Origin of the sequence: Haloferax mediterranei ATCC 33500 (assembly GCF_000306765.2) — an archaeon.
Taxonomy (GTDB): Archaea; Halobacteriota; Halobacteria; order Halobacteriales; family Haloferacaceae; genus Haloferax; species Haloferax mediterranei.
Map to the genome: position 1 here is coordinate 1 of NC_017944.1, position 23,978 is coordinate 23,978.

24 protein-coding genes are annotated in these 23,978 nt (G+C 56.6%); 16 read left to right on the forward strand and 8 right to left on the reverse strand.

What is annotated here, in order from left to right:
- From HFX_RS16825 to HFX_RS16840, 4 genes are all read right to left on the reverse strand, one after another.
- Positions 1 to 1,239, reverse strand: a complete 1,239-nt coding sequence (locus HFX_RS16825; RefSeq protein ID WP_004060621.1) for an orc1/cdc6 family replication initiation protein — start codon at positions 1,237 to 1,239, stop codon at positions 1 to 3.
- 844 nt (positions 1,240 to 2,083) lie between these two features.
- Complete coding sequence (locus HFX_RS16830) at positions 2,084 to 3,679, reverse strand: SagB family peptide dehydrogenase (protein WP_004060620.1); 1,596 nt, start codon at positions 3,677 to 3,679, stop codon at positions 2,084 to 2,086.
- Positions 3,680 to 3,779: 100 nt separating this feature from the next.
- Entirely contained in the window at positions 3,780 to 4,142 is a 363-nt protein-coding gene (locus tag HFX_RS16835; RefSeq protein WP_004060619.1) for a Zn-ribbon domain-containing OB-fold protein, read from the reverse strand.
- Positions 4,139 to 5,290 (reverse strand): thiolase family protein, encoded by a 1,152-nt coding sequence (locus HFX_RS16840; RefSeq protein ID WP_004060618.1) that lies wholly within the window; start codon positions 5,288 to 5,290, stop codon positions 4,139 to 4,141. The genes HFX_RS16835 and HFX_RS16840 overlap by 4 nt, the downstream gene beginning before the upstream one ends.
- A gap of 125 nt (positions 5,291 to 5,415) precedes the next feature.
- On the opposite strand from HFX_RS16840, the gene HFX_RS16845 reads away from it, so the two are divergent.
- The 5 genes from HFX_RS16845 to HFX_RS16865 all read left to right on the forward strand — a co-directional run bounded on the left by HFX_RS16845 (position 5,416) and on the right by HFX_RS16865 (position 10,556).
- Positions 5,416 to 6,009: a GNAT family N-acetyltransferase gene (locus tag HFX_RS16845; protein ID WP_081603739.1), complete on the forward strand. Its 594-nt coding sequence runs from the start codon at positions 5,416 to 5,418 to the stop codon at positions 6,007 to 6,009.
- Positions 6,010 to 6,258: 249 nt separating this feature from the next.
- Positions 6,259 to 7,263 carry a sodium:phosphate symporter gene (locus HFX_RS16850; RefSeq protein ID WP_081603738.1) on the forward strand — a complete coding sequence of 335 codons (1,005 nt, stop codon included), beginning with the start codon at positions 6,259 to 6,261 and terminating at the stop codon, positions 7,261 to 7,263.
- A gap of 206 nt (positions 7,264 to 7,469) precedes the next feature.
- Complete coding sequence (locus tag HFX_RS16855; protein WP_004060615.1) at positions 7,470 to 7,898, forward strand: universal stress protein; 429 nt, start codon at positions 7,470 to 7,472, stop codon at positions 7,896 to 7,898.
- 266 nt (positions 7,899 to 8,164) lie between these two features.
- Complete coding sequence (locus HFX_RS16860) at positions 8,165 to 9,418, forward strand: MgtC/SapB family protein (protein ID WP_004060614.1); 1,254 nt, start codon at positions 8,165 to 8,167, stop codon at positions 9,416 to 9,418.
- 175 nt (positions 9,419 to 9,593) lie between these two features.
- The gene (locus tag HFX_RS16865; protein ID WP_004060613.1) at positions 9,594 to 10,556 is read left to right on the forward strand and encodes a sodium:calcium antiporter; all 963 of its coding nucleotides are present in this window, start codon (positions 9,594 to 9,596) and stop codon (positions 10,554 to 10,556) included.
- 18 nt (positions 10,557 to 10,574) lie between these two features.
- Here the strand turns inward: HFX_RS16865 and HFX_RS16870 are convergent, their stop codons facing one another.
- Positions 10,575 to 11,030, reverse strand: a complete 456-nt coding sequence (locus HFX_RS16870) for a universal stress protein (RefSeq protein ID WP_004060612.1) — start codon at positions 11,028 to 11,030, stop codon at positions 10,575 to 10,577.
- A gap of 152 nt (positions 11,031 to 11,182) precedes the next feature.
- A complete protein-coding gene (locus HFX_RS20165) occupies positions 11,183 to 11,347 on the reverse strand; it encodes a hypothetical protein (RefSeq protein WP_004060611.1) in 165 nt (54 codons plus the stop codon).
- Between the two features lie 153 nt (positions 11,348 to 11,500).
- Between HFX_RS20165 and HFX_RS16875 the strand changes: the two genes are divergently transcribed.
- The 8 genes from HFX_RS16875 to HFX_RS20710 all read left to right on the forward strand — a co-directional run bounded on the left by HFX_RS16875 (position 11,501) and on the right by HFX_RS20710 (position 19,238).
- Positions 11,501 to 12,343, forward strand: coding sequence for a deoxyribonuclease IV (locus HFX_RS16875; RefSeq protein WP_004060610.1), 843 nt, complete (start codon positions 11,501 to 11,503; stop codon positions 12,341 to 12,343).
- A 92-nt stretch (positions 12,344 to 12,435) separates the two neighbouring features.
- Positions 12,436 to 14,160, forward strand: coding sequence for an adenosylcobalamin-dependent ribonucleoside-diphosphate reductase (locus tag HFX_RS16880; protein ID WP_004060609.1), 1,725 nt, complete (start codon positions 12,436 to 12,438; stop codon positions 14,158 to 14,160).
- Positions 14,161 to 14,335: 175 nt separating this feature from the next.
- Complete coding sequence (sod, locus tag HFX_RS16885; protein WP_004060608.1) at positions 14,336 to 14,956, forward strand: superoxide dismutase; 621 nt, start codon at positions 14,336 to 14,338, stop codon at positions 14,954 to 14,956.
- A 138-nt stretch (positions 14,957 to 15,094) separates the two neighbouring features.
- Positions 15,095 to 16,252 (forward strand): thiolase domain-containing protein, encoded by a 1,158-nt coding sequence (locus HFX_RS16890; RefSeq protein WP_004060607.1) that lies wholly within the window; start codon positions 15,095 to 15,097, stop codon positions 16,250 to 16,252.
- Between the two features lie 2 nt (positions 16,253 to 16,254).
- A complete protein-coding gene (locus HFX_RS16895) occupies positions 16,255 to 16,635 on the forward strand; it encodes a Zn-ribbon domain-containing OB-fold protein (protein WP_004060606.1) in 381 nt (126 codons plus the stop codon).
- Between the two features lie 264 nt (positions 16,636 to 16,899).
- A complete protein-coding gene (serB, locus tag HFX_RS16900; protein ID WP_049917527.1) occupies positions 16,900 to 17,544 on the forward strand; it encodes a phosphoserine phosphatase SerB in 645 nt (214 codons plus the stop codon).
- Positions 17,545 to 17,735: 191 nt separating this feature from the next.
- The gene (locus HFX_RS16905; protein WP_004060604.1) at positions 17,736 to 18,956 is read left to right on the forward strand and encodes a CBS domain-containing protein; all 1,221 of its coding nucleotides are present in this window, start codon (positions 17,736 to 17,738) and stop codon (positions 18,954 to 18,956) included.
- A 78-nt stretch (positions 18,957 to 19,034) separates the two neighbouring features.
- On the forward strand, positions 19,035 to 19,238 hold the full coding sequence (locus tag HFX_RS20710) for a DUF7511 domain-containing protein (protein ID WP_014732721.1): 204 nt from the start codon (positions 19,035 to 19,037) through the stop codon (positions 19,236 to 19,238).
- Positions 19,239 to 19,343: 105 nt separating this feature from the next.
- Here the strand turns inward: HFX_RS20710 and HFX_RS16910 are convergent, their stop codons facing one another.
- Positions 19,344 to 20,216, reverse strand: a complete 873-nt coding sequence (locus HFX_RS16910; RefSeq protein ID WP_004060603.1) for a universal stress protein — start codon at positions 20,214 to 20,216, stop codon at positions 19,344 to 19,346.
- Between the two features lie 228 nt (positions 20,217 to 20,444).
- On the opposite strand from HFX_RS16910, the gene HFX_RS16915 reads away from it, so the two are divergent.
- Positions 20,445 to 20,909, forward strand: a complete 465-nt coding sequence (locus tag HFX_RS16915) for a hypothetical protein (RefSeq protein ID WP_004060602.1) — start codon at positions 20,445 to 20,447, stop codon at positions 20,907 to 20,909.
- Positions 20,910 to 21,218: 309 nt separating this feature from the next.
- Positions 21,219 to 21,383 carry a DUF7331 family protein gene (locus HFX_RS20170; protein ID WP_004060601.1) on the forward strand — a complete coding sequence of 55 codons (165 nt, stop codon included), beginning with the start codon at positions 21,219 to 21,221 and terminating at the stop codon, positions 21,381 to 21,383.
- A 156-nt stretch (positions 21,384 to 21,539) separates the two neighbouring features.
- On the opposite strand, the gene HFX_RS16920 is transcribed toward HFX_RS20170, so the two are convergent.
- Positions 21,540 to 22,784 carry an NADH dehydrogenase gene (locus HFX_RS16920; RefSeq protein WP_004060600.1) on the reverse strand — a complete coding sequence of 415 codons (1,245 nt, stop codon included), beginning with the start codon at positions 22,782 to 22,784 and terminating at the stop codon, positions 21,540 to 21,542.
- A 154-nt stretch (positions 22,785 to 22,938) separates the two neighbouring features.
- Here HFX_RS16920 and HFX_RS16925 point away from each other — a divergent pair, with 154 nt between their 5' ends.
- Complete coding sequence (locus HFX_RS16925; RefSeq protein ID WP_014732722.1) at positions 22,939 to 23,916, forward strand: IS1595 family transposase; 978 nt, start codon at positions 22,939 to 22,941, stop codon at positions 23,914 to 23,916.
- Positions 23,917 to 23,978: the final 62 nt, after the last annotated feature.

Genomic DNA, 23,978 nt, shown 5'->3' on the forward strand with positions numbered 1-23,978 from the left:
CTACATCGCTGCGAAGTCTTCGCCGGAGTCGGGGAGGTATTCGATGATACTTCGGTGGGCTCCGAACTCGCTGATAATCGTCTGGAGTGCATCGACGACAGTTGCGATATCGCGGTTGAGTTCGTGTTCACGGTACGTTCCACCGTCCTGACCACGATGTTCCATGTGGGAGAGCGTAAGGTTGAGAATCTCGAAATCGGAGAGAAAACTGCGCATTCGACGGGCTGTTCGAGGGTCTCGGCCCTTGAAATCACAGAGTTCTTTGTAGCGCTGGTAGACAACACGCGAGCGGGCGGGAGTGGCGCTTTCGGCGGCGAGCGTCGTCAACGCATAGAGCGTGAGTTGCTCGTGTTCGGTGAGGTCGCGCATGATATCCATACTCTGTTGCGCTTCGAGTTTTTCCTGGGCTCGTTCGACATGGTCAGTCGTCACTGTCTCTGCGTTCTCCGCGCGAGCGAGATCGCCTGCTTTCCGGAGCAGTGTGATTGCTCGTCGGGCGTCACCACCGTCCTGTCGACCGAGTGCAGCGCACAACGAGATTACCCCGTCTTCGATTGCATTCTCGTGGAACGCAATATCGGCCCGCTGTTCGAGGACTTTCTGGAGTTCCTCGGTGCCATACGGAGGAAACGAAATCTCAGTCTCACAAAGTGACGACTGGACTTTTGCGTCGAGTTGCTCTCGAAACGTCGAGTCGTTACTGATGCCAATGAGACCGAGCTGAATATTGTCGATGTACCCGTTGTTGTCCGCGCGCGTGATCTGGTAGAGGAACGTGTCGTCCGTGATGTGGTCGATCTCGTCGAGAACGATGATAACGGTCCCAGAGAGTTTATTCAACTCATCCCAGAGCAAGCGATAGACCTTGGACTGCGGATGACCGGTTTCGGCGATGTGATGTTCGGGTTCTCGAAGGTTATTGACCAGACTAATTGCAGCCTGGTAACTCGTACTGAGACCATCACAGTTGAGCGAGATAACGGAGAGATCAACGCCGAAGTGTTCCGCCGACTCCCGGAGTTCGTTGAGCAAGAAATTCGTGACCGCGGTCTTCCCCACACCGGTCTTGCCATAGATGAAGATGTTATCGGGGTACTCACCATTGATGATTGGTTGTAGGGCTGCTTCGTACTCCTCGATCTCGTTATCTCGCCCAACGATGTCGTCCGGTACATACTCGACCTTAAGCGTATTCCGTCGCTTATAGAGCGTATCGTCCGGCTGAAATCGAGGAGCCATGTTGTGGTCAACTGATTCAGTATTAAATTATAATTGTTTCGACCACCGTTTCCACTATTTCCAGTATAACCACCACTGAGCGATGGTTCCACTATTCGTATTTGACCCCGTTGTTTCCAGTATATCGCGAGCAAGTTGTGGAGGTTGTTACGGTGCTGGTGTCAGGGGAGGGTGAGATCCCCAGCGAGAGACCAACCCCACTATTTCCAGTAAATGATTCGGAACACGACGGTGGGGAGACACCCCACCATTTCCAGTAAACCTCTGTTGCCCAAGAACCAAGACATCACGTGAGAGTAGACCAGTGGGTTCCAGTATTTCCAGTAAACGATTCTTTATATACTAGAGACACACCGCTGTTTCCAGTAAAATGGTGTGCAAGTAGAACCGCCCGACGGTGTCGAGTTTGAATAATCGAATATGACGCAACACCCCCTCCCCACTATTTCCAGTAAAGGGCCACGAAAGTGAGTCATGTGCTTAGAGTAAACAATAAATTTTGGGAAGATTTATATATGTATGGTCCGAATTGGTCCGTAGGATAGCTAGTGCAAGTTTTGTGAGGTGGTGGCTAGTACTGAAACTAATCTCAGCGATAACTTAGCAGACCGTTTCTCTCGGTTTTACTGGAAATAGTGGGGGGAGAGTGGGGGTTGCGACAGTGCCGTCTCGTCATGTAAGCATATTAGTGGAAACAGTGGGGCCTGACAAGTGTCAGACGGCACCGCGGCACTAGACGAGCAGGATGGATACGAGGATAGATACGAGAGTAGATACAAGAGCGGCACGAGAATAGGAGCGACCAACACGAGACAGTCTTGACGACCTAGCTATCTCCTCCGAATCATTTACTGGACTTTCCGAATGCGAAGAGCGTCATCGGCGTCTGGTTCGCTGCGCGTGGCGAGAGATGCTCGGTTACGAGGTCGTCGTAGAACGTGAACCCTCGCCCACCCAGTGTTCGATGAGCGTAGGTAGCGAGATAGAGTCGCCCAAGGCTCATACCACCGAGGAGTTGTGCCAGCCGGTAGCCACGGTTACCGACTTGGTTGACAATCGAGTCGACATCCGCCATGGTGTACACGTTCGCAGCGGCATCGCCGACTACTCCTTGGTCGAGTGCGAGGTGGCCAGCGGTTTGACGGCTGGTTTCACCGAGGCGTTCGAGGACGTTTCGTTTGGGATGATATTGGTACGCCCCGCTCGGGATGCTATCGACAGCATGGACGAGGCAGTAGTAATCCACCAGGTGCGAAACGTCCTCGTCACAATCGGTTGGTACCTCTCCGAGTGCCCGATCGAGGACCGTGGCGAATTTACGGTCGCTAATGGTATCGTGGCTGTATTCGCGCAACGACCCGCGACGTTCGATGGTTGTCGTGACCGGACGACTGGATGCGGTCTCAGTGTCAACGGGGTTGAGTGTGACCAGTTGGCCGTCGCCTTGGTCGTGTGTTCCGAACACGTGGTCGCCTACGTCGACGAATTGCTCACGCCAGGCACGGACTTCCTCGTTATCTCCGAGTTTGCTCTGTCGCCAGGCGTCAGAGACGAGTGGATAGCCGACAACGTGGTCCGACAGTGGTTCTTCGTCGGGGTCGATATGCTCGATGGCCTGTGCATCCGGGGCTGGATCTCCAGACCCGACCGGAATAAGTTCGAGCGGGGCTTCTTCCGCGGGGTCGATACCGAGAAGACGTGTCACGGGTTTGTCTGCGAAACCGGAGACAACTACCGACCGATAACCGAGAGCAGATGCAACAGCCAGCAAATTAGCGAGAATCGTCCCGGAATCCCAGAATGCGTGACGGTACGTTCGGTCGCGATACTTCCAGGCATTGCGCCACCACTGGGAGGTGGCGATGAACGTCACTGGTGCGTTCGCAACCGCCGGGAGGTCGTCTGTCATCTGTGCGAGCACACCACGGTAGTCGCCCGCCCGAAGAACGTCGAACGATTCGGACTCCGGATCGAAGTGGTAGACGCCGGGGTCGAGTCCATCGACAGCACCGGTGACGGCATAGAGATCGATGTGATAGAGTTTCCCCGTACAGGAAGCGGCCCGAAAACGCGTTTGCCTGCCGCGGATTTTCAGCGTCTTAGTTACACCCGTCGCATAGTGGCAGAGCGTTTGGAGTGTCTGGGTGTCGACTGACGGCGACTGGGTATCGACCGATGACGAACCGACACCGTTCGATGACGAACCGACACCGTTCGATGGCGAACCAACATCCACACGTGATTCGGGTGGCGGGGTAGTAATCGCAGACAGTGCCGGTTCGTCGGCTGAGTATCGCAACTCTTCGAGCGAGATCTGTGACAGCCCCTCGTACACCTTGTACGGTCGCGGCTTGTTCTCGAAATCGAGTGAGAACGTGTCGGCGCGGACGCGTTCCGGAGAATGTTTCGTCTGCTCGTGGTATTCGCGTGCGTCAACCATGATAACTAATCGCACGCTATCGTCAAACGATTTGGGTCTGGCAAGGCGACATGTGGTAAAAAAGACGACACGAGTGAGTCGCTACACCGGACCCCTAATACTACACAGGGTCCCAGCGATAGCCGTCCCAGGACTGACTTTCGGGGGCTTTGATCCCAACTTCTGGGTCGCGTAGTTCTTCGACATACACCGGTTCGACCACATCACCGGTCTCGATGTCGTCGGTGGTTACCTGCCCGAGCGCGCGGACGGCCTGGCCGTCTACTTCGAACTCGACGATTGCCATCGTGTTCGGCTGGCGGACGCCCGGCGGGGTCGCCGTGGAGTGAGTCCACGTAACGACCTTCCCGGTCCGGTCCGAGAGGTCGAGCGTCTCCGTTTGCGGTTCACCACATTTCCGACAACGAGGGTGCGTGGGATACGAGACGTGCCCGTTAGGACACTTGCCAGCTTCCAGGGTCATTTTGCAGCCTCCATGATGGTAGTGATGACACAATTTCCAAAGCCGCCGACGTTACAGGCCAGTGCAGTGTCGGCTTCGACTTGTCGCGGACCAGCCTCACCGACGAGCTGTTCGTATATCTCGACGCCCTGTGCAACGCCGCTCGCCCCCAGCGGGTGGCCTTTCGACTTGAGTCCCCCGGAGGTGTTGATCGGGAGGCCGCCGTCTTTTGCAGTGACGCCGTCCATCGCCAGTTCCCACGCGGCACCGTGGTCCGCAACACCGATGCCCTCCAGTTGGAGGAATTCAAGGATTGTGAACATGTCGTGAAGTTCTGCCACATCGAGATCATCGGGTCCGACGCCGGCCATCTCGTAGGCTTGCTTACTCGATTCGACGACGCCGCCCATCACGGTTGGGTCATCACGTTCGTGGACGACGTGTGTGTCCGTTGCGCCGCCGACGCCAGAGACGATGGCATACTCGTCGGTGATCTCTTGCGCCCGTTCTTCGGTCGTAAACATCATCGCCGCGCTCCCGTCCGTGATAGGACAGAAGTCGTACAACCGGAGCGGATCAGCGATGATTGGTGACTCCAGAGCCGTCTCGATGTCGATCTCTTTCTGGAACTGCGCTTTCGGGTTGTCGACGCCGTTCCTGTGATTCTTGACCGCGACCCGGGCCAGCGACTCCCGCGGTGCGTCGAACCGTTCGAGGTAGTTCCGGGCCGTCATCCCGGCGAATGACGGCAGCGTCACGCCGTGTTTGTACTCCTCTGGGTGGGTACAGGAGGCGATGATATCGGTTGACTCGCCCGTGGTCTTGTGGGTCATCTTCTCGCCACCGACCAACAGCGTCATCTCGCTGACTCCTGAGGCAATCGACTGCCACGCCTCGTAGATTCCCGCCCCACCGGACGAAGAGGTCTGGTCGATTCGCTGGGTGTAGGCCGGTATCACTCCGAGATCATGGGCCAGTGCGTTCATCACCCCCGTCTGGCCTTCGAACTCGCCACTGGCCATATTCGAGACGTACAGATGGTCTACACTTGCGGGGGCGACGCCCGCATCCTCGAGACATGCTTGGCCTGCTTCTGAGAGCAACTCACGGATCCAGGCACTCCGCTGACCGAACTTGGTCATCGATGAGCCAATCACTGCGACTTCCATACTCGAAACTTCTCACAGGTGTCATATTATCATGTTGGTTGAGGATAATTTGTTAGATAGGGCCATGGGTGGAGATATATACCCAGCATCTCACGCCTCAGCTATGAGTTGCTGGCTCGTGTACCCTGTCTCGGTGCCGAAGACGGAACTATCATCTTCGCCGAAGGTGGGGAAGGACTATCGGGATGCCAGTGCTATGGTCATACATGCCTATCCGGACTGCGACCGAAGACGATACCGACGCCATCCTTCAGATAGCACAACAGTCCTGGAAAACCGACTATCCGGAGATTCTGACCCGCGAAACGGCCGAAGAGGCGGTCACCGACTGGTACACTCCTGAGCAGATTGTAGCGGAACTCCACAAGAGTCAGGCGCGGATTCTCGTTGCTGAACGCGAGGACACAGTCATCGGTTTCGCACACGCGACTTGGAACAACACCGAAGGGGAGGGATACATCCTCCGGATTTACGTTCACCCCGAACACCGGCGAGAAAACGTTGGACGTGAGTTGCTCGAACAGACGTGTGCTGGCCTCGCCGAACAGGGCATCGAACGGATCAACGCGATGGTCCTCGTAGAGAACAAGCCCGGCAACGCGTTCTACGAACGATTCGGGTTCGAACACGCCGATGAACGTGAGACGATAATCGGCGACGAACCCCACCCGGAAAACAGGTACGTGCTCGAACGTCCGTTTGAATTGGACGGTGACTGACCACTGCTGTCTGTCCACGGGTGTTTCGACGAAGGCGTATCGAACGATGATAACTACGTGCCGTTCGACGACGACCACGAATTCCTTACTCCGGTCCAATTTGAACGATAGTCTCTCTCGGTGGAGACGCAAAAGGGACGTACTGTTTTGTCGCCAGCGTGAGTTCGTAAAAATCGAACCGTGAACCAGGTATTGGAACGGATTCGTGTGTCTGGTCCGTATTGGGTCGGTGGCATCCTCTCGCTGACGATGTTTTTGTTCGGAATCCATTTACTGGGAGCGGTTACGGAGGCGGCGGCGGCTCCTCTCCAGCAACTCTTTGGTCGCTACGTCGCTGGCGACGCGCGAGCACTTGGCGTCAGCTGGATCGCAACGTATGCGCTGGCAAACGGGTCGGTGATCGCAGCCCTGTCAGTTTCGCTGTTCAAAACAGGAGTCGTCACGGTCTCGCAGCTATTCTTAATGGTTGCCGGGTCGCGTCTGGGTGCCGCCGCCATTGTGGTCCTAATCGGCGCACTGGACTATCTCCAGAAACGGCGGTACTCGGTGGGTGAAGCGATCAGTCTCGGGCTGCTAACGTTCCTGTTGACCCATTCGGTATATGTACCGGCGACTATCTTGGGGTACCTCTTGTTGCCTTGGCTTCGAGGTCTGTTTGAGTGTGTGGGCGAGGGGTTGGAGTTATCCTCCCAGCCGTTAGCGGTGCTGGAGCCGATGACAACCACCCTCATCGATGCTATCGGTGTCGCCCCTGGATTCGTGGTGGCCGTAATCATATTGGTTGCCGGTCTCAATCTCTTCGACCGAGTACTCAAGCGGGTTAACACTGCTTGGCTTCGCCAGCGATTCTTCCGCCGGTTTCAGCACAAGTGGGTCGCTCTCGGTTTGGGAATTTTCATCACCAGCATCACTACGAGTGTCGCGTTCTCGCTGGGTGTCATCGTCCCGCTTTACAACCGCGGGTACCTTGAACGGCGGGAGGTCACCCCTTACGTGCTGGGCGCAAACATCGGCACGCTCTTCGATACGGTTGTAGTCGCAGTGGTCCTAAAGTCTCCAGACGGTGTGACGCTCGTCGTGTCACTACTCGCCGTTGGGACTCTCATTACGTTGGGAATACTACTGGGGTTCTCAACGTACCTCGAAACAATCGACGTCGTCCATACCCGACTGGTCGAGGACCAACGGTATCTCGTTGCCTTTCTGATCTCACTGGTCGTCGTTCCAGTCGTGATTACTGTGCTTCCCTTCTAATACAAGCTATAGTAGCGTTTGCAAGTCATTGCACACTCAATCGACCGTTATCGTACGATCGGATGTGTCACCAGTTGCAAACGCTACTATAGTAGCCGTCTTTTCCCTACTTTGCCTGGATACGCTTACACCCATGGATACGCTTGCATCGTTCGTACCAGTCATCCCCCCGGACTCTCTTTTAGCCTCCGTACCGAAGACCCATTGTGCCCGATATCGAGCGGCTCCTCGTGGCGTTCGATGCGACTCCGCTCGCGGAGAAAGCTCTCGAACACGCACTCACGACGTACCCGGAAACAGAGATCACTGTCCTCCATGTAATCGACTACGTCGAAGAGAGGTACGGAGCGGAGTCGCTAGTCGGCACTGAGGAACTTCGAGAGCGGGCCCATAACCGGTCGTCGAAACTGCTTGACAACGCTACGGACATGGCCGCTGAACATGACCGAACGGTGTCGACGGCAATCCGAGTCGGCGATCCCGCTCGCGAAATCATCAGATACGCTGAAGAGCGCGACGTCGATACGATCGTGATCGGCAGCCATGGACGTTCTTTTGTTGTCCGGATGCTCCTCGGGTCAGTTGCCGAAGCAGTGGTACGACGCGCGCCGACGCCCGTATTAGTCGTCAGGTAAACCGCCTTGACCTCCACGCCTCGCAAGCGTATTCTCGACTGCTGTGATAGCCATCACCGACGTACATTGTGAGTCGCTATCTATGGATTACCCATCCACCGCAGCCCAGAGAGTCCCGATAGCGATGCCGGTCGTTGTTCCACCGAACCTGATGGAAACAGAAAGCAGTGGATGCTATTTGTCCCCTCACCCAATAGCAGATTCTCAACGGTTGCAGGTTGTCACGCCCGAAGTTTGACAACTGGGTACGGCGAAGTTTGAATGGGATGGTTGACCCAGCTACTGACTCGCTCCTAGTGCTCGTCTTCCGCGTCTCTATTGCGTTCGGTATTGGCGCACTCATCGGACTAGAGCGAGAACAGAGCGAATCGGGCGGCACGTTCGCTGGCAGTCGCACGTTTCCACTGTTCGGACTCGTTGGTGCGCTCGTCCAAGCGTTTTTTCCAGCAATGTTACCCATCGTAGTGATTGCCCTCGTCATTCCGTTGACTGTCGCGTACGGCGGAAAAGTCTGGACCGAACACGATATCGGTTTGACGACGCTGACTGCTGCGCTCCTCACGCTCCTTCTCGGAGCTTTGACAACCCATTCAGAGCAAGGAACGCTGCTCGCGATCATTGTCGGTGGAGTCATCACGATTCTCCTCTCTGCCAAGGGGACCATTCACGGGTTTGCCGACCGGATCAACGAGGCCGAACGTCGGGCCTCGATCAAGTTCATCCTGATCGTGTTGGTTATCCTCCCGACGCTGCCCGACCGGGGACTCGATATTTTGCTTGGACTCAATCCGCGGTTTATCTGGCTCATGGTCGTGTTCGTCACTAGCTTGAGTTTCGTCGCCTACGTTTTGAGTCGGGCCGTCGGGGCCAAACGGAGCCTCGCCGTGACCGGCATCTTGGGTGGGTTCGTTTCCTCGACGGCGACGACTGTTTCGATGGCCGAACGGACGACGGAAACGCCTACTCTCTATCAAATTTGCGCGTTTTCGACAGTCATCGCGTCAATCGTGATGTTCCCGCGAGCGCTCGTCGAGATTGCGGTCGTCAATCCTGCGCTGCTCCCTCGTGTCGCCGTTCCACTCGGAGCGATGACGGTCACTGGAGTACTCGTCGCGGGTGTCATCTACTGGTTGTCTCCCACAGAAAGAGAGATGGAAGCTAACATCAAAAACCCGTTCCGGCTCCGACCGGCACTGTTCTTTGGCGCCGTCTTCGCTTTGGTTCTCCTCGTGTCCAAGTCCGCAAATTCGTGGTTCGGCGCGTCGGGTGTTTATGTGACGGCGTTTGTCTCCGGTCTTGCGGATGTCGATGCAATCACGCTCACGTTAAGTACGCTCGCAGCAGATGGCGCGATTTCTCCGGACGTTGCAACGACTGGCATCGTCATCGGTGCCATCTCGAACACTCTCGTGAAGGTCGGACTCGCGTGGCTGCTGGGGACGCGACAACTCGGTCAACTCGTAACGGTGGTCCTTGGTGTCGTCTTGGCTATCGGCATCGTAATCATTGTGCTATTGTAGCGTTTGCAAGTCAGTGCACACCCGACCGGCCGCTGTCGTGCGACCGGATGTGTCACCAGTTGCGAACGCTACTATATAATCGAGAACCAAGGCTGGTGGACTCCGTCGAATACAACTATAGCGTGTTGACTCCTGTCGAACGCAACTATATGCTGATACGTGAGTATGGATTATTATGGCTGTTTCGTCGCCTGTTCTCGCTGTCGGAGCGTTTATCGTCGGGGTGGTGATTATCGTCTACAGCGTTGAGGAACTTGTCGAAAACATCACGAAAGCAGCGGTGGTGACAGGGCTGTCGACGTTCGTTCTTGCGGTTCTCTTTGCGGGGCTGGATTTCGAGAACTGGGCGTTTGGTGTTGCCTCGATGCTCGGCGAGTTGCCGGGCATCGCAATCGGCTCCGCGTTGGGGTCCGGGCTCTTTCTCGTCGGCGTTGCAGTCGCTATTGGTGGATTCATCGCTCCGTTCGAAACGACGGTTGACCGCGATTATCTGGCGCTTTTGTTTCTCTCTCCCCTCCTTTTGCTCGTGTTCATCCTGGATGGGATGTTATCTCGGTTCGACGGCGTGGCCCTACTCGCCTTCTTTGGACTTATTCTTGGCTACATATATTGTGAAGAAGAAAAGGGGAGGGAGACGTTTCGGGACGAAGAAGCCGAAAAAGCAGTTTCGGAAGTCGAATCCGAGGGACATGGGGAGTGGTACTATCTCGGGCTGTCGGTGTTGTTCGTCGTCGGTATCGTAGTTGGATCGGAGTTAGCCGTCCGTGGGGCACGGGGAATCGTGACCGCGTTCGGTCTCAACCAAACGGTGTTCGGCATGACATTCGTCGGAATGGCGATGGCGGTAGAAGAAGTAACGTTAGTCGTAGCCCCGGTCCGAGAAGGGCGGCCGAGCATCGCCGTCGGCAATATTGTCGGGAGTTTGATTTTCTTCGCGACGGGGAATATCGGTCTCCTCGCGGTCACACGTGCATTTACGCTCGACCCCTCAGTGCTGGCGTTTTACTGGCCCGTATTTTTCATCGCAACCGCCGCAACCGGCTTCTTTCTCTACCGGGGGCGGATCAAACGGCCCGAAGCCATCGTACTCGGAGCTCTCTATGTCGCTTATTGGATCGGTAGTTACCTCACTATCTGATACCGGGGTGGCTGTATCTCATACCCTACTCGCTTCTTTCTCCCCCTCGCGAGCGAGCGGCACGGTGAGGACTGGAATATCGGAGAGTCTGACAATTTTCTCCGTCACGCTTCCCAGCAGGTATCGGTCTAGTCCAGTCCGGCCGTGGGTTCCCATCACCACGAGGTCGATATCGCGGTCGTCGACGTACGTCAGAATTGCACGATACGTCTTTCCTTCAATAATTGAGGTTTCGATGTCTTCGATATCCGCGCTCTCAGCGCGTTCGAGGACGTTGTTGACGGCCCGTTCTCCCCTTGCTTCGAGCTTCTCACGAATATCTCCAGCTTGGTCTACCCAGGTGATATCGTGTGTTTCGATGACGTAAATCGCGTGCAGTTCTGCATCGTATTTGCCTGCGAGGTCAATAGCGTGTTCAATCGCTTCTTCCGTCCCGTCGCTCCCGTCCGTGGGGACGAGGATAGCTTCGTACATAGTCTAACTTTCGTTCGGTCTCGCAAAACAACTTGTGTCGTTTCACGGGAAAATGTCCGCCACAAGCTCCGAGTGGTGTTCCGTATAGGTCACCATTGCCCGCGCTTTCGACTTTGAGAACAGTCCACGAAACAGTATCGAGAGCAGTACGGTTATTCACCTTCTCTGAGTGACTCGATCCGTTGTTCCAGATCGTCAATGGCCTCCTCGACACTCTGTTTCGCTTGCTCGCTCACGTCCTCGGTTTCGCTAACCACGTTCCCGAAGGCGTCTCTAACCCGCTGAACCGCGTCACTGATGTTATCTGACTCGCTCATGAGTCAGTCTCAATCCGTACGCCAGACACTTAGATGTGCGTGGGATTCTCTAGCATTATTAACCGACACGTGTTATGATACATTCGCGCGGCGGAGCGGTCCAACGGGGAACCACCCACGAAAGATTAACCGCGAGCCTCGCCACATCCGAGTATGTTCAGGCTCGGTGCACACGTTTCGATCTCGGACGGCTTCGAAGCGGCCGTCGAACACGAGGTAGAACTGGGTGGGAACTGTGGTCAACTCTTCGTTGGCTCTCCTCGAGGCTGGACTATCAGCGAGGTCGACGAGACAGAGGCCAACGCGTTTCGAGACGCTGCCGACGAACAGGATGTCGGCCTGTGGGTCATCCATGGGACGTACCTTATCAACCTCGCAACGCCGAAGGACGACCTCGCACGCAAGTCCATCGATTGCCTTCAAGATGAACTCGACGCGGCGGCGACGCTGGACATTCCGTACTACGTGTTCCACCCTGGCGCGCACACTGGCGCTGGCGAGGAAACTGGCATCGACAACGTCGGTAAACGACTGTCAGATATCGACGTACCGAGCGGCGTGACACTCCTGTTGGAGAACACTGCCGGCAAGGGAACCACCGTCGGGAAGCGACTCGAAGACCTCGATACCATGGTGAAGACATCGGACTACGAGTACGGCGACCTCGGCATTTGCCTCGATACCTGCCATCTCTTTGCGGCAGGGTACGACTTCACCGATGAAGCAGCGATGGGCGAGCTAGTCGACGAGATCGATTCGACCGTCGGCATCGAGAACGTGCACTATCTCCATCTCAACGACTCGAAACACCCGCTCGGCTCCGAGAAAGACGAGCACGAGCACATCGGCGAGGGCAAAATCGGTGAGGCGGGCTTTCGTCAGTTTGTCAACCACGACACCCTTCGTGAGAAACCGATGGTCCTAGAGACACCCAAAGATGAGAGGGGCGATGTGTGGAATATCGAGAAAGTGACGGCGCTCCGTACCGACGGCTGAGTGGAGTGGCACACAGTTCCGGGTGGGTGCTTCAGAGCGAGCTTCGGGAGTTTGGGTCACGTCTTAATAGAACACGAGACGCACCTAGACGTATGGGGTCGCTCGACAGCGTCGCTAAGACCGTCCTCCATCGACGGTATCTGCGACAAGACAAGGAGGGGAACGTCGTCGAGACGCCGGACGAGATGTTTCACCGAGTCGCCGCAAACCTCGCGGCGGCCGAGTCACAGTTCGGTGGCGACGTCGAAACGACCGAAGCACAGTTTTACGAGGTAATGAGCAATCTCGATTTTCTCCCAAATTCGCCGACACTGATGAACGCTGGAACCGAACTCCAGCAACTCGCTGCCTGCTTTGTCCTGCCGATTGAGGACTCGATTGAATCGATCTTTACAGCCGTCAAGCAAACGGCGCTTATCCACCAGAGCGGCGGTGGCACTGGTTTTTCGTTTTCGAACCTCCGTCCCGAAGGGGATGTCGTGCTGAAAACCGGTGGCGTGGCATCCGGACCAGTGAGTTTTATGAAGGTATTCGATACCGCGACCGAGCAGATTAAGCAGGGGGGTCGCCGCCGGGGTGCAAATATGAGTGTACTCGATATCACCCATCCCGATATTGAGGAATTCATCACCATCAAGGCAGAAGAAGACGTGTTACGGAATTTCAATCTCTCTGTGGCGACGGGTGAGGCGTTCTGGGATGCTTACGAATCGGAGGAGACCTACGACATCGTGAACCCCCGAACCGGGGAGACAGTCCGGCAAGCGGACCCTGACGCCATGCTTAGCCAGACCGCCGAGATGGCGTGGGAGACCGGTGACCCCGGGATTCTCTTCTTAGATACGATCAACGAACAGAACCCGATATCGGAACTCGGGAAAATCGAAGCGACGAACCCCTGTGGTGAAGTTCCGGAACTCCCCTACGAGGCGTGTATTCTCGGGTCGATCAACCTCGGCCAGCATACCGACAACGGGGACGTCGACTGGGAGAAGCTCAGAACGACCGTCCACCTCGCCGTCCGATTTCTCGACAATGCGATAGAGATGTCGGAATTCCCCGTCCCCGAAATCGAAGAGATGGTGACCAAGACTCGGAGATTGGGACTGGGCGTGATGGGATTCCACGACATGCTTGTTGACCTTCGGATTCCGTACTACTCCGAGGACGCCGTCGAATTTGCAGAGGAGTTGATGGGGTTCATTCACGACGAAGCGTGGAAGGCGTCGAAGCAACTGGCGAACGAACGCGACCCGTTCCCGGCGTGGGAGAACTCCTCCTACGAAGAGCCGGTGCGGAACGTCACGACCACGACGATTGCCCCCACAGGGACGATTTCGCTCATCGCCGGCTCTTCGGCAAGTATCGAACCAATATACAGCGTCGTCTATACGAAGCAGGTGATGGGCGGCTTGGAGGTTGTCAACGACCGCTTCGTTGACATCGCAAAGAAGCGGGAGTTCTACTCCGCAGACCTCGTGGAGAAACTCCACGGCCGAACCACGATTCAAGATGTCGAGGCAGTTCCAGACGATGTGAAGCGACTGTTCCAGACGGCCCACGACGTTCCCGCCGACCATCATCTCAAGGTTCAGGCCGCGTTCCAGCGCCACGTCGATAACGCGGTGAGTAAGACGGTTAACCTCCCCCAGTCGGCGTCTGTCGACGATATCAAGGAGATATTTCTGTCCGCACGTGACCTCGGCCTCAAAGGTGTCACTGTCTTCCGGAGCGGGGCTAAACCAGAGCAGGTACTCGGTGAAAGCCCACTCAAAGAAGAGTGCGTAGGCGAATGCGATTACGTCTCACCCCGATAGGAATAACGAATCCAGATGATACCTATCCTGGACCTTCTTCGTTGCGTGTACTGCCTCGGGACCTGACTCAGGCGCTCGCTTTGAATTTTATCGCTGGCAGGCAGTCACTCAACCTGAAGGATTTGATGGCTCATCTTGATAATGATTGACGATGATGTAAGAACGGGAACAACCCATGTCCGAACTCTCAGAGGCGGAGCTTCCACCGCTTCCATACGACTACGACGCGCTCGAACCGCACATCGACGAGCAGATCCTCGCGTGGCATCACGATACTCACCACCAGGGCTACGTTAACGGCCTGAACGCTGCCGAGGAGACGCTCAGAGAGAACCGCTCGTCGGGTGACATGGACGGCTCGGCGGCTGCCATGCGCTCGGTGAGTCACAACGGCTGCGGCCATTACCTCCATCATCTGTTCTGGCGGTGTATGACGCCGAACGGCGGCGGCGGTGAACCAACGGGTGACCTCCGGGACCGCATCGAGAGCGACTTCGGGTCCTATGAGGGCTGGGAGGCCGAGTTCAGAGAGGCCGCCAGTTGGCCCGCCGGCGGGTGGGCACTGCTCGTCTACGACCCGGTCACGAAACAGCTCCGGAACCTCGCCGTCCAGAAGCACAACGATGGTGCGCTCTGGAGTGCCCACCCCATTCTCGCCCTCGACGTCTGGGAACACTCGTACTACTTCCAGTACGGCCCCGACCGCGGTGGTTTCGTGGACGCGTTCTTCGAGGTTATCGACTGGGATACCATCGCAAGCGAGTTCGAGAAGACGACCTCCCACCACGAGCACTAGAAACTATCTCCTCTGATTCTTTTGGGCTCCGAGTTCTGTCAGTTGTCGTCCTCACCCGTGAAGAAATACAACCGGTTCCAATCATGTGAGAACTCGCAGTGAGATATTAGTCGATAGACTGTGTTGTTCACTAGCACTATGGGGACGAAAATCGCCAGCGCTGCGAGTACAACATACGGCAAACATCCCAACTCATCGTCGCGTGAACTCCTCAGTGAAGCGGCCGTCAAGGCGTTCGACGAGACCGATATCTCGCCCGGCGACCTTGACGCCGTATATATCGGGAATTTCATGGGCGGTCTTATCGAAGACCAGGGTCACATTGGGGCACTCATGGCTGATCACGTCGGAGCCCGTGAGGCAGCATCGGTCCGTATCGAGAGTGCCTGTGTGTCCGGGGGAGCGACGTTCTGTCAGGCGGTTCAAGCCGTCGAATCCGGAGACGCCGATGTGGTGCTTGCTGGTGGAGTCGAGATGATGTCCACAACGGACATCGAGCACGTGACCGATGCCTTAGCCAACGCGGCTGACGATGTTTACGAGAACGAGCAGGGCTTGACGTTCCCCGGAATCTATGCGCTCATGGCCCGCCGATACATGCACGAGTTCGACGTGATGCGTGAGGATTTGGCCGCCGTCTCGGTCAAGAATCACCGACATGCCGTCGACAACCCGCTCGCGCAGTTTCGGAAAGAACTCTCCGTGAGAGAGGTAGTCGAATCAAAGCCTGTCGCGACGCCTATCACCCTCTATGACGCCTGCCCAGTCTCAGACGGTGCCAGCGTCGCTATCGTGGTCAGCGATACGTTCGCGGCCGACCACGGCCTCGAAACGTCGGCCGAAGTTCTCGGGACCGGCCAGTCGAGTGACGCCCTCGCGCTGCAGGACCGGGCGGCCATTAGTCGGACTCCGGCAGCCGAACGTGCCGCTGAGCGAGCATACGAGAACGCCAGCGTCACGGCCGACGATATCGACGTCGCCGAGGTCCACGACTGCTTCACCATCGCGGAGATACTGGCGCTTGAGGCGCTTTCCTTCTATGAGCGCGGTGAGGGGACACGCGGTGCGGTCGAAGGTGAAACGGCAGCCGACGGTCACATCCCGGTCAACACATCGGGTGGCCTCATTGGGAAGGGCCATCCGGTAGGAGCAACTGGCATCGGCCAAATCGTCGAACTGACCAAGCAACTCGAAGGACGCCATCCGAACCAGGTCTCGGAGGCGGAGGTTGCACTCGCCCACAACGTCGGTGGGAGCGGTGCGAGTACGACAGTGACTATCCTAGGGGGTGAGTAAGTATGCCAGCGTGGTTCGACGCGTTCACCGATGCGATTGCGTCGGGCGACCAGCAGTACCTCGTCTGCGAGACGTGCGGACACGGGACGCTCCCACCTCGACAGCTCTGTCCTGCGTGTGGCTCGACTGAACTAACCCAGGAGCCGCTTTCCGAACGAGGAGAGATCTTATCGTTCACCGAAATCTCGGTCACGATTCCAAAGTTCCACGGTGAGACACCTTACACTGTCGTCCTTGCCGAACTGGACGAGGGAGTTTCCCTCACAGGACAGCTCCGGGACGCGACTCCCGACGACATTGCCATCGGCGACAAGGTCGTACTTGGCACGGAACCACATGACAATGAAACAGCACTTATTACATTCCAACAGGCCGAGGACTGAATTGGCATTCGATCGGGTAGCCGACGTATCCTGGTTTTTGGTTGCGTAGTAACGATAACACACGTTTGTTGACTATCAGTTACATTGGTACGTCTGTAATTCTGACCTTCATCTTGTTTGTAATTTAGATGCCTGCCCCGGGTCACCGACGCGAGCTAAGTCGCTGGATTCACTGGACTTTACGGCTGTATCCCGCACCGAGACGAGCGATTAGCCATGTGACTTCTGGGGGAGAATTATCTTGATAGCGAACAAATGATTGGTATGGCGCTTGTGGCCTTTGACTTCGACGGGACGCTTTGCCAGTCAGACATGACAGTCCTCCTCGGACGAGAGTACGATGTGGCAGGTGAGATACGAGGTCTCGCTGAACAGGGAATTCGTGGCGATGTCGATTTCACGACCAGTCTTCGACAACGCGTCTCACTCCTCGAAGGGATGCCAGAATCTAAGGTGGATGCCGCGTTCAATCGCTGCAAGCTACGAAACGGTGCTGCCGAGATGCTATCGGACCTCCGGCAGTCCGGTTTGTCTGTTGCCATCATCACCGGAAGCTTCGAACGAGGGGTCGAAGCGGCATTGCAGCGAGCGGGCGTCGAAGTCGACCATATCATCGCAAATAATCTCGTCGTGAAAAATGGTGCGTTGACCGGCGCTGTCGAAGGTCCCCTGCTTGATAGACAGAAGGACCACGCACTGGAGGAATTGGCACTCGCCGAAGGGCTGGATCTTGGACAGACGATTGCGGTCGGCAACGGTAGCCAGGACCTTCCGATGCTCCGCATAGCGGGGACAGCAATCGGATTCGCTCCAGAACCCGTCGTCGAGGAGTACTGTGACGTCGTGATGACGTCGATTCGGGAACTTCAGTTGTACTTCGAGCAACACAACCTCATCAAGAGGGAGTGAGTCGAAATTCCGGGGTGAGCTGTCACGGATGCGATTTCGAAGGTGAACACTACGCCGAAAGCTCCTCTTGCTTCCATAATGTCGAACTGACAGATAAACACTTGTCGCTCCGCGATGAAATGGTATGTGCTGGCATCCCTGTCAGGAAGAATCGAACGCGACCAACAGAGAAGCAAACACATCTCAACACGATGAACATCACCGATATCGTCTCAGAAGAGTACGTCGAATTCACACCCGAAACTCCCGTCTCTAAACTCGTCGGTGCGTTCGATGACCACACCGTCAAGGGCGTCATGGTTCACGGAGAGGAGTTCGAAGGGGTCATCACGAGGAGACAACTCGCTACCTCGCACCACCAACCCGCAGAGAAAATCGGTTCGCTCGTTTGGCACGTTCCTAGACTCACACCCGACGAGGACGTTCGTAAAGTCGCACAGCTCATGCTCGACAGTGATTCGAAGGTTCTGCCGGTCTTCGAGGGGCGAGACTTGATTGGTGTCGTCACGGCCGATGACATTCTCCAGGAAGTCAAACCATTCCTGGATGCAGCCACCGTCGACGACGTCTACACTAACGGTCTCGTCTCGGTCGAACCGACGTCCACGGTCGGTGAGGCACTCCACACCTTCCGAGATAATCGGATTACCCATCTCCCCGTCGTCGACGATGGCACGGCAGTCGGTATTCTCAGCCTCTACGACGTGGTCGGTCTCACAGTGAGATCGGAACGCCAGAGCAAGGGCGGCGATGCCAGCGGGACAGACTCGTATGGTGGGTCGTTATCCAGCAGTGCCGGTCGGTCTCGGAAGGGTGGGTTCGGTGCCCGGGAAGGAGAACTCGCGCGAATTCTCGACCTGCCGGTTCGGGACGTGATGGTCTCGCCGGTTCGGACTATCAGTCCATCAGAGACGCTCGAGTCTGCTGTCGAAAAGATGTTCGCCATCGAGGGGTCCTCACTTGTCGTCATAGTCGACGGGCAACCGTCGGGTATCGTGACGAAAACCGATGTTCTCGACTCACTCACGTGGGAAGCGGGGGGCAACCGGGCCGTCCAGATCTACGGTTCTGACTTGCTAGACGACCTATCGTACGACGAAATCGTGACGACAATCGACAACCTCGCCGATAAGGACCACGGAATGAACGTTCTGGATGCGAAGATTCACCTCCAAAAACACGACGAGAAGCTCCGCGGGACGCCACTGTTGTTCGCTCGAATCCGTCTGCACACCGACCGCGGACTGTACCTTGGCTCCGGCGAGGGCTACGGCGCAAGTCACGCAATCAATCAGGCACGAGAGGTCGTCGAACGGCAGATACGTGATAAGAAGACCCAAGGCCGGACCAAGAAGCCCCGAGACGCAGAATACTGGGAGAAACGTTTCGGGTGGATGCTCGAAGGGGAGTAACGAGATGATACCGCATTGGTCGCTCTGGACCACGCGGCCGCTCGTCCGGCCTGTTCAATCCGGGAGGGGTTGAGCAGCGTGGACTCCCCACCGATAGAATCCGACGAATGGACACCGCCGCCGCCGGCACGACGAGCGACGTATATATCCCACATCACGCGTCGTGCAGACGGCGGCGAGCGGTGTACAATCTCACCGGTTCCGAAGGACGAACAGACACTACTCTCGGAGTGGGTTTTGGCCGATGAGGGGTCGTTTGTGTCTCGAAACGAGATGTGCTGACCGTTATTAGTCACCGACCCTGGGAAGCGTGTCCCCAAGTCGCCGTCTGACTTCGAAAGTGAGTGAGAAACCCAACGGTTCTCACACCCCGGTCTGGTTCCACCCTCAGTCTGCTCGCCCCGGTATTGAGACGACCAGTACCGGAACCTCGGTGCGTCGAACTACACGTTCAGTGACGCTCCCCAAAAAGTACCGGTCCACCCCGGTCCGACCATGCGTTCCCATCGCCAGAAGGTCGATGTCGTGCTCGTCGGCGTACTTGACGATGGCACGGTACGGTGACCCACCCAGCACTGTCGCCTCGATCACCGATACACCCGCCTCCTCAGCTTGGTCGATGACTTCTTGGAGCGCCTGTTCACCAGCTTCTTCGAGCGCGTCGAGAATTGCGGCGGTGTTGACGCTGCCAGTCACGACGCCAACGTCGACGACGTGGACGATGTGAAGTGCCGCTTCGGTCGCCAAAGCCAGTTCGATAGCGTGGTTGGCAGCGGCCTGAGCATAGTCGCTCCCGTCGGTTGGAATCAGTATCGAGTCGAACGCTGAGTCGATGGTAGTGTCCTCGTGGACAGTGACGACCGGTATCGGCGACTCTCGTATCGTCTTTTCTGCGACGTTTCCGAAGACGTATCGGTTGAGGCCTGTCCGACCGGTCGTCCCCATCACGATGCAGTCCACACCATGCTCAGCGGCGTAATCGAGGACATCCTCGTGAACCGAGCCGTCGCTTTCTAGCACTGCCACCGTTGTCTTGACATCTGCATCCGCCGCCATCTCAGCCACCACGTTTGCGGCTTCTTCGCTACGATGGCTGCGCATCTCTTCCCCCTCGTCTTCGTCTGGCGGACGTTCATTGGGTTCGAAAACGTGGACGACGTGTAACTCAGCGTCGAACTGGCGGGCGAGTACAATGGCCGCTTCGGCACCTGCTTCTGCGGTGTCACTACCGTCTGTCGGTACTAGGATTCGGTCGAACATTGGCACCCACGTAAGGTCGTTGTCCCTCAAACAAGTCAACTGTTACCCCAAACGGGCCGACTGTTGTCCCTAAGCGGTCGACTCGGGTGAAGGTTCTCGTATCGTGGAAACTCACTTGGAACGAATCTCACACGGATGCAGGGAGGAAGCTCACGGAGCTAGTTGTAGGATGACTTAGTTGGAAAATAAGACACTGATTTATCCTTTTGGCGGACGAATTATTCGGTTATGGTGCTCGATGTCGAGAGTCCAGACCCACCCGACCTGACGAACCGTGGTTTACCCAGTGAGTTCGAAGCTCCGGAAGTACTTGGGACGAGCAACCTCCGTCGGGAAGAGTTAGAGGAGATTCTACGAGATGGTGCGTGGAATGAGGCTTTCAGTGAATGGGCCACGTACACGGATTTGACCGAAGAGGAGTACCAAACTATCCGTGGTCGTGGGCTCTTCGAACAACTGGACTTCTATTGGGACCCGGTCGAGGAGCGACTTCGATTCGAAGTGCCGAATCCCCCGGCGGAGTGGTCCACCCGAGAGGACCTCGTATCGAATGCTCGGGCGGAGTTGACCGACCTCGGACACGCAGTCGTTGAAATGCTCGAGGACGCATACGTCGACTGGGGCGAAGAAGAGACCTCTGACGCCGTCTGGAGGGAAGAAGCACTCGGTGAAGAATCGCCGTACAAAGATTGACGATACTGCTGTGTCGAATAGACAGATGACGTTGGGTTGAAGTCGACTTTCTCGACTTCCTTGAGGAGTGTAACCGTCTGGGCGAACAAGCGGTGGAGAAGCACGCGGCTTTGGCCGGGTAGGTCGCTGAAGCGGTCGCGGTAGGTCTGCTTAGGGAATCCTCGGAATGTAATTGAATTCCCATGTGTCAGTGCACCATGGGATATATACACACTATAACTCTCTAGCCGCAGACCATTTAACGGGGTTTTCCATTGATGTGGATAGCTAATTGGAACGACGGTTGAGCTGTCGTTCGAACGGACATCCATGCGCACTGAATCACACGAAGTAATCGACGAACTGACGGAATCGAAGGGAACCGATTTAGACGATTTTACCGGCTACGAGGACGGAGAGAGCTACGTCGTCTGTGACAAAACGAACGCGAACGCTTGGATTCGGTCGGACGTTACGACCCAACTCCCACCCTGAGCAACTAGCAATCTGAGTGAGTAACAAGCAGTCTGAGGGCAGCACCGGCAAGCCGAATCTGTCTGGCGGCGGCCATGCTTCCTCGTACTCGTCCTATAATGCTGTAGACCTATGGGTACGGACGGGGAGGGGTCCACGGACCTCACGACACTCAGCTCACCGGCAGTCTTTGCAGACGTACTCCGTTCCCGGACCGAGTTGGTCCCACTCGGGGCGAGCGATGTATGCGCCGCATTCCTTACACCACGTCCAGTATACCATCCGTTCGTGAGCCAGCACGTCGCCAGCCGAGCGCTCCCCACTCGAATTACGACGGATTTCGATGTGTGTCTCCGTCACGGCGGTGACGGTACCGTCGATGGATGCGTGCTGGCTATTGCTGATGCCGTCCTGTCCCGGAACGGCAATCATCGCCCCCTCGGTAACCTCTGTTCCCTCTTCGACGATTGGATGACTCTTTGCGACGATGTCGCCGAAGCTCGGGTTGGTAATGAGCGGAATGCGAACGACGTCCGGTTCGACTGGCGTCGGTTCTGTCTCGTGGTCGCCCGACCAGTCGTAGGCGCTGAGGACATTGACTCGACCGTTGCCGAGTGTATTCTCGGCGACTACATCTTTGTCGAGTACAAGTACACAGTTGGTCCGCTTGCTCACGCCGAACTCGGAAGGTGGCCCCTCGACTTCGAAACACCAACCGGGACCACCGTCGGCGAGCGTTTCGTCGTCGTCCAGTTCCGCGGACTTCCTACCGGCGGCGTCAAGAAGTGTCGTGGCTGGCGTTCCGACCGGAACTTCGAGGAATCGGTGGCGAGGGACGTTTCCGTCGACGTGGACGAACTTCCGCGTCACGGTCTCGCCCTTGTCCAGCGCGTGGAAGATGTTGAACATCGTTTCGGTGTTCTGGACAATCCATCCGTGGTCCATCGGTAACTCGTTCTGCAGGACGACGTCGGCGACGAGTCTGAGCAGGACGCTCTCCATCCCGTACTCGTATCTGTCGTCGGTGTATGCGAACACCACACCCGACTCGTCGGCTGGGTCAATCGGTAGCTGTTCTGCCGTGTATACTGTCCCGTCCAAGGCAGCTTCGAGTTCTCCCATCCATTGCGCTTGGTTGGTCTCTTTGGCGCAGATGACGATCAACTCGAGCGTTTCTTCGAGGAGTGCGTCGAATAACGACGCCAAATCCTCTGTGTGGGTCTTGCCTAACCACTTGTCGATGTAGTAGACTGGCTCGCTCTCCTGGTGGTTTACGAGGAGAAACGATACCTCATCGAGGCGTTCCCACTTCGCGTGCGTCGGGAACCCTGCTCCACCAGCACCTGCGATTCCGGCGTTACGAAGTGTTGTGGCAATCTCCGGTACCTCCGCCTGTCCAAGCCGCTGGAGGTTTACGCTCATAGTCCTATTCTAGAGTTTCTTTCTAACGCCTCTATAGCATTTCTGCTATGAATAGCAATTTCGAGATATATGATAGGTAATAACCAACATCGCTCTTATGTAGAGCTGAGGAACGACCGTGTAGTTACGGTGAACGAGCCGAAATCATGAGGTTATGCCTCAGACTCAGCCAGCGTTCGGTGGAATGCTTCGCCAGCTCGTTGATCTTGGATTGTTCGAGTTGGACACCGAGCCGCTCGATGCCGTCATTGAGCGGCGACTCAAGGAGTTCTGGGAGTATACCACGTGTCCTCGCTGCGGCCACCCCAGCATTCACACGTGGGAGTCGTCCGACCGCGTTATCTGCCGAAACTGCGATTTTAAACCGGTCTACACCTATGGCACGCCCTTCCACGAGAAGCACCTCACCACCGGAGAGGTGCTTCTCGCGTACCTCCTCTATGCAGACACGTTGCTCAGTATCTCTCAAATCGCGGTTGTGCTCGACAGGGCGTACAAGACCGTCTATTACGCGATTCGAGAGGTGGAAGCCGCGGTCACGCGCGGCTTCCCCCTCGTCTGGGAGCAATTCCAACACTCCATCTCGGGCCCAACGCAAATCGACGAATCGAGCACGGTCTGTTCAGGCTACAAAGGCCAAGACCCGCCGCGGACCAGTCGGTACCGCGGCGGGTCGTCCCGATCGGGGCGCTCACGATGGAAGGGCCGTCACGGAGACCAGATAACGCTCGTCGCGGCGTGCCGCGACGTGCTTCGGGTGATTCGCGGTCACCTTGGAATCAGCTACCAGGGAGACCTCGAACCGGTACTGCAAGAGGCTGAAGACCTCTCCCAGCGGCTGGGAGAGGTCTGGACTGATGGACTCCAAGCGTATCGAGAGATGGAGTACGACCACCGAACCGTTATCCACGACGAACGGTACGTTTCGGCCGACGGCGTCCACATCAACCAAGTCGAGTGCCTCTTCTCGCTAGTCAAACCGTGGCTGCGGAAGTTTCGCGGCCTGTCCAAGCAGGGCTTGGAGCAGGCCGCTCACACCTTCGGGCTCATTCGCTCGCTGAATCTGGTCGGCGCATCCCTCGAAATCGTCGTCGATTGCCTTGCTACGGGGTCACTCCACAGTTCTACATAAGAGCGACCAACATAGTTGCTCCAGTTCGTGGAGCAAGCGATTCACTTGGCCTGTTGAGCGAC

What these genes read in the sequence shown, in the direction of transcription:
- HFX_RS16825 (WP_004060621.1), bottom strand. Translation starts at nt 1,239, where the DNA reads ATGGCTCCTCGATTTCAGCCGGACGATACGCTCTATAAGCGACGGAAT.
- HFX_RS16830 (WP_004060620.1), bottom strand. Translation starts at nt 3,679, where the DNA reads ATGGTTGACGCACGCGAATACCACGAGCAGACGAAACATTCTCCGGAA.
- HFX_RS16835 (WP_004060619.1), bottom strand. Translation starts at nt 4,142, where the DNA reads ATGACCCTGGAAGCTGGCAAGTGTCCTAACGGGCACGTCTCGTATCCC.
- HFX_RS16840 (WP_004060618.1), bottom strand. Translation starts at nt 5,290, where the DNA reads ATGGAAGTCGCAGTGATTGGCTCATCGATGACCAAGTTCGGTCAGCGG.
- HFX_RS16850 (WP_081603738.1), top strand. Translation starts at nt 6,259, where the DNA reads ATGTTTTTGTTCGGAATCCATTTACTGGGAGCGGTTACGGAGGCGGCG.
- HFX_RS16860 (WP_004060614.1), top strand. Translation starts at nt 8,165, where the DNA reads ATGGTTGACCCAGCTACTGACTCGCTCCTAGTGCTCGTCTTCCGCGTC.
- HFX_RS16865 (WP_004060613.1), top strand. Translation starts at nt 9,594, where the DNA reads ATGGCTGTTTCGTCGCCTGTTCTCGCTGTCGGAGCGTTTATCGTCGGG.
- HFX_RS16870 (WP_004060612.1), bottom strand. Translation starts at nt 11,030, where the DNA reads ATGTACGAAGCTATCCTCGTCCCCACGGACGGGAGCGACGGGACGGAA.
- HFX_RS20165 (WP_004060611.1), bottom strand. Translation starts at nt 11,347, where the DNA reads ATGAGCGAGTCAGATAACATCAGTGACGCGGTTCAGCGGGTTAGAGAC.
- HFX_RS16875 (WP_004060610.1), top strand. Translation starts at nt 11,501, where the DNA reads ATGTTCAGGCTCGGTGCACACGTTTCGATCTCGGACGGCTTCGAAGCG.
- HFX_RS16880 (WP_004060609.1), top strand. Translation starts at nt 12,436, where the DNA reads ATGGGGTCGCTCGACAGCGTCGCTAAGACCGTCCTCCATCGACGGTAT.
- sod (WP_004060608.1), top strand. Translation starts at nt 14,336, where the DNA reads ATGTCCGAACTCTCAGAGGCGGAGCTTCCACCGCTTCCATACGACTAC.
- HFX_RS16890 (WP_004060607.1), top strand. Translation starts at nt 15,095, where the DNA reads ATGGGGACGAAAATCGCCAGCGCTGCGAGTACAACATACGGCAAACAT.
- HFX_RS16895 (WP_004060606.1), top strand. Translation starts at nt 16,255, where the DNA reads ATGCCAGCGTGGTTCGACGCGTTCACCGATGCGATTGCGTCGGGCGAC.
- serB (WP_049917527.1), top strand. Translation starts at nt 16,900, where the DNA reads ATGGCGCTTGTGGCCTTTGACTTCGACGGGACGCTTTGCCAGTCAGAC.
- HFX_RS16905 (WP_004060604.1), top strand. Translation starts at nt 17,736, where the DNA reads ATGAACATCACCGATATCGTCTCAGAAGAGTACGTCGAATTCACACCC.
- HFX_RS16910 (WP_004060603.1), bottom strand. Translation starts at nt 20,216, where the DNA reads ATGTTCGACCGAATCCTAGTACCGACAGACGGTAGTGACACCGCAGAA.
- HFX_RS16915 (WP_004060602.1), top strand. Translation starts at nt 20,445, where the DNA reads ATGGTGCTCGATGTCGAGAGTCCAGACCCACCCGACCTGACGAACCGT.
- HFX_RS20170 (WP_004060601.1), top strand. Translation starts at nt 21,219, where the DNA reads ATGCGCACTGAATCACACGAAGTAATCGACGAACTGACGGAATCGAAG.
- HFX_RS16920 (WP_004060600.1), bottom strand. Translation starts at nt 22,784, where the DNA reads ATGAGCGTAAACCTCCAGCGGCTTGGACAGGCGGAGGTACCGGAGATT.
- HFX_RS16925 (WP_014732722.1), top strand. Translation starts at nt 22,939, where the DNA reads ATGCCTCAGACTCAGCCAGCGTTCGGTGGAATGCTTCGCCAGCTCGTT.